Genomic DNA, 10,187 nt, shown 5'->3' on the forward strand with positions numbered 1-10,187 from the left:
CCGTACTGATCTGGCCTTTTACACCAACGGGCGGAGCGTATGCCTTACAGAGCTGAAAGGATATCAGGCCGCTGTCGGTCAGCCGGTCATCCAGCCCCGCCGTCCAAACAGCCGCCTGGACAAGGTGCGCCATATGTTTCAGAAGGTAATGTAAAGATAAGGGTTTTTATATTACCCCACCGAAAACGAGGCTTGAAAACCGCGCGAAATAAGGCTTTTTCACCCCCTAAATGTATATTGATGTGCGATAAAGAAGTAATAGAAGTGTAAAAAATTTTGCCGTTCCTATCCGGCACTTAGCTCTTGTGTCGGATAGGTCGGGCGGTTATTCGGGCAAGTCCACCTTGCCAACAAAAGAATAATAAATCTCAATGTCCTGTCTGCGGGTCTTGTTCTCGTCATAGCTGCACTCATGCACAACGATTTTCTCTACAAACTCCCGCAGCAGAGTAGGGGTAAGTTCTTCAAAGCTGGTATGCCGCCGGACAACATTCATAAACTTTTCTGCGTTCACGGTGGCTTCCTGTGCTTTGGAAAGCTCCGCTTGGATAGCGGCGGCTCTTTCTTTCAGCTCCCGTTGTTCTGCTTCATAGTCTGCCGACAGCTCTGTGAAACGCTCGTCTGATATGCGCCCGGTCACACTGTCCTCATACAGCCGCTTGAAGATAGCGGATAAACTCGGCTATGCGTTTCTCGGTGGCTTCCAGCTCCTTTTTCTTGGCGGCGTTCCTGCGCTTGCCCCCGTCCTCGTTCTGCTCAATCAGGAGCTTCATAAACCGGGCTTCATGCTTTGCCGCATAGCTGGTCACTTTCCGCAGATTGGAGAGTACACCAGCGGTCAAGAGGTCGGTGCGGATAAAGTGCGCCGTACAGTCATGGGTGCGTTTCTTGTAGTTGCCGCAGATATAACAGTCCTGCTTGCGCTTCAGGCATCTTGAGTACTTTTTGATAGTGCATAGTAATATCCTTTCCGGCAGGCATCCAATTCCAAAGGGKGGATACACAACCTAGCGGCTTATACAGGTATAGCCTGAGGCTTCCCAACCAGCCAAAACATAAATCACCACCGAAAGGATTGACAGACTTTCTAAGAGGTATCGCCAGCCAGAAGGCCGGCTCCCAAGGAGGAAACGTCAATGATCCTGCCTTCAGTGATTATACCTCTATATTTTGTCTGGTGCATTAAGGAAACCTCAGACACGGTAAATATGTCCTATAACTTCTGATGGAGGGGGAACTCCTCCTTCCGTTATATCTATATAGATTTATTAGATTGGACTTTGTAACTATTAACCAGTAGTCGTTCTTGACTACACCATTATTATACTAGGAGAATGTAACTTCATGTTTGCTAAAAATTCAAAGGCATATTCTGTCTACCTGCTGTTCCGATTTGTCTGTTCCCTGGCGGTTTCTATGTCCACAGTGCTTTCCATCGTGTACCACCTGGAGGTGGTGCAGCTGGATGCTTTCCAGCTTGTCCTGGTAGGGACGGTTCTGGAGMCCTCCTGCTTTCTGTTCGAGATACCCACCGGTGTGGTGGCGGATTTGTATAGCCGTCGGCGCTCGGTGCTGATTGGAATGTTCCTCTACGGCCTGGGCTTTCTGATGGAGGGTGCGCTACCGTGGTTCGCGCCGGTTCTGCTGGCCCAGGTTGTCTGGGGTTGCGGTGATACCTTCATCACCGGCGCTCTGGAGGCGTGGATTGCCTCGGAGGAAGAGGACAAACCCATAGACAAGGTGTTCCTGCGGGGCAGTCAAATGGGGCAAATCGGCGGCGTTCTGGGCGTGGTGCTGGGCACACTGCTGGGAAACATAAACCTGCAAATGCCTGTCATCTTGGGGGGCAGTTTGTGCTTGTTGTTGGGGCTGGTGATGGTTCGCATCATGCCAGAAACCAACTTCTCCCCTGCTATTGAGGAACGGCAGGGCTTGCTTAAAGACTTTGTCTGCCTGTTCAAGCTCAACCTGGGCTTTGTGAAAGGCGCACCTGTGTTGCTGGCGCTCTTAGCAATCACACTATGCGGGGGACTTGCCAGTGAAGGCTTTGACCGGCTCTCCACCGCTCATTTTCTGGATGACACGGTAATACCCGTTATCGGGCCGCTGAACAGCGTCACTTGGTTCGGTGTTATCAGTCTTATCGGCAACGGCTTAGGTATTCTGGCTTCTCAGTTGCTCATCGCCCGCATGGAGAAAAAAGGGACTGTCAGCCGAACCAGTGTGGTCATGTCCACCAGCGCCGGGTATATCCTGTGCCTGGTTCTCTTCGCGGTGGGGCGGAGCTTTTGGTTCATGTTGTTGGTGTTCCTGCTGGCGGGGCTTATGCGCACCATCAAGGAGCCTGTGCTGGCCGCCTGGATGAACGACCATGTGGATGAGAAAATGCGCGCCACAGTCTTTTCCACCAGCGGACAGCTGGACTCTTTCGGGCAGATCATCGGCGGGCCTATTGTGGGGCTGGTAGCCCAGCAGGKGTCCATACCCTGGGGGCTGGTCTGTACCGCTTTCCTGCTGTTGCCCGCGCTGTTCTTAGTGCCGGTGGCGGGAAAGAAGCGGGATTGATATGGCATAGTTAAGTTTACTGACGAGCGGGAGATTACTTCCGCTCGTCTTCATTTAGTAGCGCAAAATTTGAGGACTCTTTATTTCCTTATTCGGTATAGCGGAGGCGGCTGTCAATTCGACATAATTTTCTTGTGATACTTTACCGTACATGAGCATTCACGCTGCGGTGTTAGCATATAGAAAGCACTGTTCATAGAAAAGTTGCAAAAAAACATTTGCAATGCACTTGCAAATGTCACGAATATTGAATATAATATTAGTGCAAGCTAAAAATGACGAGGAAAGGAGTGCTATTATGGCTAAAGGAAATATGACGATAAGAATGGAGCCGGAGCTGAAAGCACAGGCGGCAGCTCTCTTTAAGTCCCTCGGAATGGATTTGAGTACGGCAACGGGTATTTTTTATCGACAGGCACTTAGGTGTCATGGACTTCCCTTTGAAGTCAAGGTTGACGAGCCGAATGCTGTTACCTATGCGGCGATGGAGGCGGCAGAAAAGGGAGAGGATATGTATGGTCCGTTTGATAGCGTTGCAGATCTGATGGAGGCGCTGAATGCTTAAGCCGGAGTTTTCGGGGCAGTTCAAACGAGATTACAAGCTTGCGATCAAGAGAGGCTGCGATCCGAAGAAGTTGGAGGAAGTGATCACGCTGTTGTGTAACGAGCAGCCGTTGCCGGAGGCGTATCGAGATCATGCTCTCACTAATTCCAGAAATTATAAGGACATGAGAGAATGTCACATCGAGCCGGACTGGCTGTTGGTCTATAAAGTTGTTCGGCAGACTTTGATTTTGAAATTGATAAGGACGGGATCTCATAGCGATTTGTTTTGAGATTAACTCCGGATGAAAGAGTGGTGATGATATTTGGCGGGTGTAATAACGGAAATTGCAATAGAATGTGGCGTGTCGGAACAGGCAGTTCGTGCATGGTGTAGGCGAAACCATGTTGCGAAAGATGCGAAAGGAAGTTTCGCAATCAGCGAAAGTCAAAAAACCGCCATATATCAGCATTATTTAGGTGTTGAACGAAAGCAAGTTTCGCAACAGGCGAAAGCAAGTTGCGAAACTTGCGAAACCACTTTGATCGCTATGCTGCAGGGAGAATTAGACCGGAAAAGCGAGCAACTTGCTGTAAAGGACAAGCAGATCGAGGAACTGAACGCAAGGTTGGCGGAGGTCAGCTCGGCGTTGGTGACGGCACAGCAGACTGCGGCAGCGGCCCAGGCTCTCCATGCTGGGACAATGCATCAGCAGCTTCTTTCCGGCAAGTCCGGAGCCGATCAGCCGGAGCGTGAGACAGAACCGGTTCAAAAGCGTAGCTGGTTTAGTAGGTTCTTTGGGGACTAAACAGAACGACAAATCGGGAATTTGTAGGGGTGATTAAAATGAAATGTCCGTATTGTGGTGAAGAAATGCAACTTGGTTGTATTCAATGCAGAGATGGTGTCTATTGGAGCGAAAAAGAACGAGTTATTGCGGCCCTCAACATTGGTGGGGGCAAGTCAATCAAACTCAATGAAAAGTCAATCGGTGGACCTTTTGGTGGAGCGTCTGCGGAGGCTTGGCTCTGCGAGAAGTGCAAGAAAATTGTCATTGAGTATTAAATTTCAGTTTATCGGTGGGATGAAGGTCGGGGAGCCGTCCGCAGACGGCAGGGGCAGCGCCCCTCCGGAGCTGGCAGAGCAGCAGGCACGAGCCGGCAGTGAAGCAGCTCCGGCAACCCCTCCCCTTTAGGGGCGCAAAGCACTTTCACACCGCTGCACCGATGGGGTGGCGGTGTGAAAGTGCTTTTGCGTTACTTTCTCACCAGAAAGTAACAAAGAGGTTGTTTTTAGCGGAAATTTATGATAAAATAGAGGACGGAAGAATAAGCGGAAAGGGGGCGATTTTATGGGAGTTACGATTTCGGGTATGACAGGTGCAGGGAGCATCCGGCACAACAACCGCAGCTTCTCAGCGGCGAATGTAGACCGGAGCCGGACGGAGCAGAACATTGTTTTCTGCAACGAGGATCTGAAGCAGGTCTATCATATGGTCTTTGATGAAGCTCTCGCAGCCTACAACGCAAAGAAAACCAAAACGGAGAGATAAGATACCGGACTACTATGAGCATATCCGGCAGAGTAAACAGGAAAAGCTGTTCCATGAAGCGATCTTCCAGATCGGCAACATGAGCGACTGTGGGTGCGGTACGCCGGACGGAGAACGGGCGGCGGCAGCTCTGAAAGATTTTGCGGAGTCTTTTGCAGAACGCAACCCCCATCTGCGGGTGTTCAATATGGTGCTGCACATGGACGAGGCAACGCCCCATCTCCATGTCGATTTTATCCCTGTGGCAACGGAGCAGTCAAGAGGACTTTCTACAAGGGTATCTATGAAACAGGCATTGAAGCAGCAGGGGTTTGTCGGTGTCGGCAGAAAGCAGACCGAATGGGCGGCGTGGATGGAACGGGAGAAAGAAGCTCTGACGGAGATCGCCCAGCGGCACGATTTTGAAATTATCTCTCTCGGCACGAACAGACCGCACATGGACTTGCCGCAGTTCAAGGAAGCGGCTGCGAGGCTGGAAGCGGTGCAGCAGCAGACAGCGGCAGTAGAGCGGGAGGTTGCTGAGCTGGAACGGCAGCGGGACGCTCTGAAAGGCACTGTGCGGCTCTTAAAGGAGGCTGACAGGGTAAATGCACCCCTGCATGATATTCAGCCGGAAAAGACGCTCACAGGGGCAGTAAAGGGCGTGACGGTGGATCAGGTCGAGCAGCTAAAGAAAATGGCACTGCGCAGCGTGACGGATCGGCACAAGGTACAGGAGCTGACGGAGGAAAACACCCGTCTGCGGTCACAGGTGCCGTCCATGAAGAAGCGGCTGGAAGAAGCGCAGCGGCAGCAGAGGCTTGAACAGGAAAACCGGAGGCTGCGCGATGAAAACTATTATCTGCAATCCGAGCTGCAGGAGGAACGCAGCTTCACCGAGCGTCTGACGGACGGCATCGGTCGGATGCTGGACTTCTTGGAAGAACACTTGCCGGAGCGTCTGCGTCCTCTGCTTGAAAAGGCGAGGGAGCTGCTGCCCGATCCGGAGATTGGACAGCAGCAGGAGCAACAGCAGCACCAGCGAGGAATGGGCGGCATGGAGCTGTAAAAGAAGCCTGTCCGGAGGGCTTGAAAATCTCTTTCGGACAGGCTATAATAACAACTGAAAATAGGGAATTGCTGTATTGATAATCTAAGCCCCCTGTAAGGGTACTCCCAACCTATATTTTTTCTCTCTGAAAGGGAGAAAGTCGGAGGGGAAAAGGGGGGTGAGCGGAGGGGTGTTGGAAGTGTGGTAAACCTCGTTAGAGGTTTTCCAAGCCACTGTGGTAAACCCATCGGGTTTTCCATAGTGGCGGCACTTTCAATGCCCCTCCGCGAGGGGGAAAAGGGGGAGGTGACTTTCTCTTTAAGGCGGCGTAGCCGCCGCTCTTTTGCTCCCCCTTTTCCCCCTTCCCGCCCGCAGGCGATCCCCGCCGCAGCGGATTTTCTTTTTGGTACTTTTTCTTTTGTGAGGTGGTAATATGACCGAGAATTATCGAGGCTGCTACGAGTATTTGAGCGCACAATATCCGGAGGTCGGAGGCTATGAGTTTTATAAAGAGCTGTTTCCGGACAATGAGAACTCCGGAGAACGGCACACGGATTTTTCCCATCCGAACGCTGTGTATCTGTATCGGGACGAACAGAGCGAGGATAAGAAGCTCCGGCGCAGGAAGATGTATAACGACACATGGGAACAGGATTACATGGAGTTTGTCGAGGGGAACAGCCTTACTTTGTGCAGCGGTCTTGCATATCGCAGAAAGGAGAACAGGCTGGAGAACGCCCAGCGGATGTATGCTCTGATCTTCGATCTGGATGGCGTAGGTCTTGCCGAGCTGCGCAACCTCTTTCTGCGCTTTGGCGGCGATCCGGAGCGAGTGCGCCGGTTGCCGATGCCGACTTTCCTTGTTCTGTCGGGGACAGGGCTGCATATCTACTATGTTTTCCAGCAGCCGATTGACCTATACCCGAATATAAAAATTCAGCTTAAAAGTCTGAAATATGACCTCACTTTCCGGCTATGGGAGTATGGCAGCACTTCGCAGGTCAAGGCGATCCAGTATCAATCCATCAATCAGAGCTTCCGCATGGTGGGCAGCATCAATGACAAGCATGGGACGGAGCTGGTCGCTTTCCGTACCGGAGAACGGGTAACGCTGGATTATCTGAACGCCTACGCAAAGCCAGAAAACAGGGTGGATGTCAATAAGCCTTTCAGCCCATCCAAAATGACACGAGCTGAGGCGAGGGAGGCATATCCGGAGTGGTATGAGCGTGTTGTTGTTAGAGGCGAGAAAGGACGCAAGAAGTGGGATATTGCCGGAAAGGTGCATGGTGATGATCCGTATGCGCTCTACCATTGGTGGCTGCGGCAGATCGGAGAGATAAAGGGCGGGCATCGGTATTTCTTTTTGATGTGCCTTGCTATCTATGCTTACAAATGCGGTGTGTCGAAGCAGCAGCTCCGGCAGGATATGAAAGAGGCTTTTGATGATCTGCAGATGGTGAAGCATGAGAACGCATTGACCGAGGAAGATATACGGAGTGCGCTGGAAGCCTACGACAAGGAGTATTACAATTTCACGATTTCCGATATTGAAGCTCTGACCGATGTTCGCATCGAGCGCAACAAGAGGAATGGTAGATCACAGAAAGAGCATTTGAAAAGAGCAAGGGCGGTGCAGGAAGTGGATTATCCTGGCGGCACATGGAGAAGAAAAGGGGCAGAAGAAAAGAAAGCGCAAGTCTATGCGTGGCGGCAGGAGCATCCAGAGGGACGCAAGGCCGATTGTCATAGGGACACCGGACTTGATCCGAAAACGATCCGCAAATGGTGGGACACCGTACCGGAGGGGCATATAACGGTCAAAATACGCCCATCACAGGCTTTGAGCGATCTGTTGGTGGAGGAATTTAAGAAAGGGCTGTAAACGCCCCAGAAACGCCCTACAAGGCGTTTTCGGGGCGGGTAAGGGGAAGAAAAATTTCTTTTAGGTACTTGCTTTCCTAAAACTGATGTGATACAATGATTTAATCCAGAAAAGGAGTAAAAAATATGCGGCAAGGTATTCTTAAATAAAACTATAATCAAATAGTGGGAACAAAGGATTATGATAGCTCCTTTTGTAGGGGCTTAGTTTTTTGTACCCAATTTAAGAATACTTTTGCCTTATCAATTTTGACATATCCCCAAAAACAGCAATCACAAACAGGTGTATGCTGTATATGTGTATGTCCGCAACTTATAATCCCCAGTGGTAAAAGTATTTTACTGCTGGGGATTTTTATGCCCTTTGGGGCTGTAAAGGGAGGACAATCACATGAAAATAATCAATATTGGAATTCTTGCCCATGTAGACGCTGGAAAGACGACCTTGACGGAGAGCCTGCTATATGCCAGCGGAGCCATTTCAGAACCGGGGAGCGTCGAAAAAGGGACAACGAGGACGGACACCATGTTTTTGGAGCGGCAGCGTGGGATTACCATTCAAGCGGCAGTCACTTCCTTCCAGTGGCACAGATGTAAAGTTAACATTGTGGATACGCCCGGCCACATGGATTTTTTGGCGGAGGTGTACCGCTCTTTGGCTGTTTTAGATGGGGCCATCTTGGTGATCTCCGCTAAAGATGGCGTGCAGGCCCAGACCCGTATTCTGTTCCATGCCCTGCGGAAAATGAACATTCCCACCGTTATCTTTATCAACAAGATCGACCAGGCTGGCGTTGATTTGCAGAGCGTGGTTCAGTCTGTTCGGGATAAGCTCTCCGCCGATATTATCATCAAGCAGACGGTGTCGCTGTCCCCGGAAATAGTCCTGGAGGAAAATACCGACATAGAAGCATGGGATGCGGTCATCGAAAATAACGATGAATTATTGGAAAAGTATATCGCAGGAGAACCAATCAGCCGGGAAAAACTTGCGCGGGAGGAACAGCAGCGGGTTCAAGACGCCTCCCTGTTCCCAGTCTATCATGGCAGCGCTAAAAATGGCCTTGGCATTCAACCGTTGATGGATGCGGTGACAGGGCTGTTCCAACCGATTGGGGAACAGGGGGGCGCCGCCCTATGCGGCAGCGTTTTCAAGGTTGAGTACACCGATTGCGGCCAGCGGCGTGTCTATCTACGGTTATACAGCGGAACGCTGCGCCTGCGGGATACGGTGGCCCTGGCCGGGAGAGAAAAGCTGAAAATCACAGAGATGCGTATTCCATCCAAAGGGGAAATTGTTCGGACAGACACCGCTTATCAGGGTGAAATTGTTATCCTTCCCAGCGACAGCGTGAGGTTAAACGATGTATTAGGGGACCAAACCCGGCTCCCTCGTAAAAGGTGGCGCGAGGACCCCCTCCCCATGCTGCGGACGACGATTGCGCCGAAAACGGCAGCGCAAAGAGAACGGCTGCTGGACGCTCTTACGCAACTTGCGGATACTGACCCGCTTTTGCGTTGCGAAGTGGATTCCATCACCCATGAGATCATTCTTTCTTTTTTGGGCCGGGTGCAGTTGGAGGTTGTTTCCGCTTTGCTGTCGGAAAAATACAAGCTTGAAACAGTGGTAAAGGAACCCTCCGTCATTTATATGGAGCGGCCGCTCAAAGCAGCCAGCCACACCATCCATATCGAGGTGCCGCCCAACCCGTTTTGGGCATCCATAGGACTGTCTGTTACACCACTCTCGCTTGGCTCCGGTGTACAATACGAGAGCCGGGTTTCGCTGGGATACTTGAACCAGAGTTTTCAAAACGCTGTCAGGGATGGTATCCGTTACGGGCTGGAGCAGGGCTTGTTCGGCTGGAACGTAACGGACTGTAAGATTTGCTTTGAATACGGGCTTTATTACAGTCCGGTCAGCACGCCGGCGGACTTCCGCTCATTGGCCCCGATTGTATTGGAACAGGCATTGAAGGAATCGGGGACGCAGCTGCTGGAACCTTATCTCTCCTTCATCCTCTATGCGCCCCAGGAATACCTTTCCAGGGCTTATCATGATGCACCGAAATACTGTGCCACCATCGAAACGGCCCAGGTAAAAAAGGATGAAGTTGTCTTTACTGGCGAGATTCCCGCCCGCTGTATACAGGCATACCGTACTGATCTGGCCTTTTACACCAACGGGCGGAGCGTATGCCTTACAGAGCTGAAAGGATATCAGGCCGCTGTCGGTCAGCCGGTCATCCAGCCCCGCCGTCCAAACAGCCGCCTGGACAAGGTGCGCCATATGTTTCAGAAGGTAATGTAAAGATAAGGGTTTTTATATTACCCCACCGAAAACGAGGCTTGAAAACCGCGCGAAATAAGGCTTTTTCACCCCCTAAATGTATATTGATGMTGTGCGATAAAGAAGTAATAGAAGTGTAAAAAATTTTGCCGTTCCTATCCGGCACTTAGCTCTTGTGTCGGATAGGTCGGGCGGTTATTCGGGCAAGTCCACCTTGCCAACAAAAGAATAATAAATCTCAATGTCCTGTCTGCGGGTCTTGTTCTCGTCATAGCTGCACTCATGCACAACGATTTTCTCTACAAACTCCCGCAGCAGAGTC

Annotated in this window: 10 protein-coding genes and 1 pseudogene; 9 read left to right on the forward strand and 2 right to left on the reverse strand. The window is 51.1% G+C overall.

Annotated features, from left to right (window positions below; all coding sequences use genetic code 11):
* Nucleotides 1-325: 325 nt before the first annotated feature.
* Nucleotides 326-926: pseudogene (locus CBW42_RS13880) on the reverse strand (DUF4368 domain-containing protein); the annotation flags it as partial.
* 418 nt (nucleotides 927-1,344) lie between these two features.
* Here CBW42_RS13880 and tet(40) point away from each other — a divergent pair.
* The 9 genes from tet(40) to tet(W) all read left to right on the forward strand — a co-directional run bounded on the left by tet(40) (nucleotide 1,345) and on the right by tet(W) (nucleotide 9,886).
* Complete coding sequence (gene tet(40) / locus CBW42_RS13890) at nucleotides 1,345-2,565, forward strand: tetracycline efflux MFS transporter Tet(40) (RefSeq protein WP_087022756.1); 1,221 nt, start codon at nucleotides 1,345-1,347, stop codon at nucleotides 2,563-2,565.
* Nucleotides 2,566-2,863: 298 nt separating this feature from the next.
* Nucleotides 2,864-3,130, forward strand: coding sequence for a type II toxin-antitoxin system RelB/DinJ family antitoxin (locus tag CBW42_RS13895; RefSeq protein WP_033119556.1), 267 nt, complete (start codon nucleotides 2,864-2,866; stop codon nucleotides 3,128-3,130).
* Nucleotides 3,123-3,401: a type II toxin-antitoxin system YafQ family toxin gene (locus CBW42_RS13900; protein WP_021632616.1), complete on the forward strand. Its 279-nt coding sequence runs from the start codon at nucleotides 3,123-3,125 to the stop codon at nucleotides 3,399-3,401. Before CBW42_RS13895 ends, CBW42_RS13900 begins: the two co-directional genes overlap by 8 nt.
* Before the next feature lie 33 nt (nucleotides 3,402-3,434).
* On the forward strand, nucleotides 3,435-3,917 hold the full coding sequence (locus tag CBW42_RS13905) for a hypothetical protein (protein ID WP_076917214.1): 483 nt from the start codon (nucleotides 3,435-3,437) through the stop codon (nucleotides 3,915-3,917).
* Nucleotides 3,918-3,955: 38 nt separating this feature from the next.
* Nucleotides 3,956-4,174 (forward strand): PF20097 family protein, encoded by a 219-nt coding sequence (locus tag CBW42_RS14520; RefSeq protein ID WP_133241651.1) that lies wholly within the window; start codon nucleotides 3,956-3,958, stop codon nucleotides 4,172-4,174.
* Between the two features lie 286 nt (nucleotides 4,175-4,460).
* Entirely contained in the window at nucleotides 4,461-4,661 is a 201-nt protein-coding gene (locus tag CBW42_RS15080) for a plasmid recombination protein (RefSeq protein ID WP_242969895.1), read from the forward strand.
* Nucleotides 4,612-5,709 carry a plasmid recombination protein gene (locus CBW42_RS13915; RefSeq protein WP_242969896.1) on the forward strand — a complete coding sequence of 366 codons (1,098 nt, stop codon included), beginning with the start codon at nucleotides 4,612-4,614 and terminating at the stop codon, nucleotides 5,707-5,709. The genes CBW42_RS15080 and CBW42_RS13915 overlap by 50 nt, the downstream gene beginning before the upstream one ends.
* 415 nt (nucleotides 5,710-6,124) lie before the next feature.
* Nucleotides 6,125-7,576, forward strand: a complete 1,452-nt coding sequence (locus CBW42_RS13920; protein ID WP_199488597.1) for a hypothetical protein — start codon at nucleotides 6,125-6,127, stop codon at nucleotides 7,574-7,576.
* Nucleotides 7,577-7,966: 390 nt separating this feature from the next.
* Nucleotides 7,967-9,886, forward strand: a complete 1,920-nt coding sequence (gene tet(W), locus CBW42_RS13930; protein WP_002586627.1) for a tetracycline resistance ribosomal protection protein Tet(W) — start codon at nucleotides 7,967-7,969, stop codon at nucleotides 9,884-9,886.
* 174 nt (nucleotides 9,887-10,060) lie between these two features.
* Here the strand turns inward: tet(W) and CBW42_RS13935 are convergent.
* Nucleotides 10,061-10,187: DUF4368 domain-containing protein (locus CBW42_RS13935; RefSeq protein ID WP_133058327.1), on the reverse strand; the 127-nt coding region annotated here is incomplete at its 5' end.

The sequence above is a fragment of the Butyricicoccus porcorum genome, assembly GCF_002157465.1.
In the GTDB taxonomy this organism is placed as follows: domain Bacteria; phylum Bacillota; class Clostridia; order Oscillospirales; family Butyricicoccaceae; genus Butyricicoccus_A; species Butyricicoccus_A porcorum.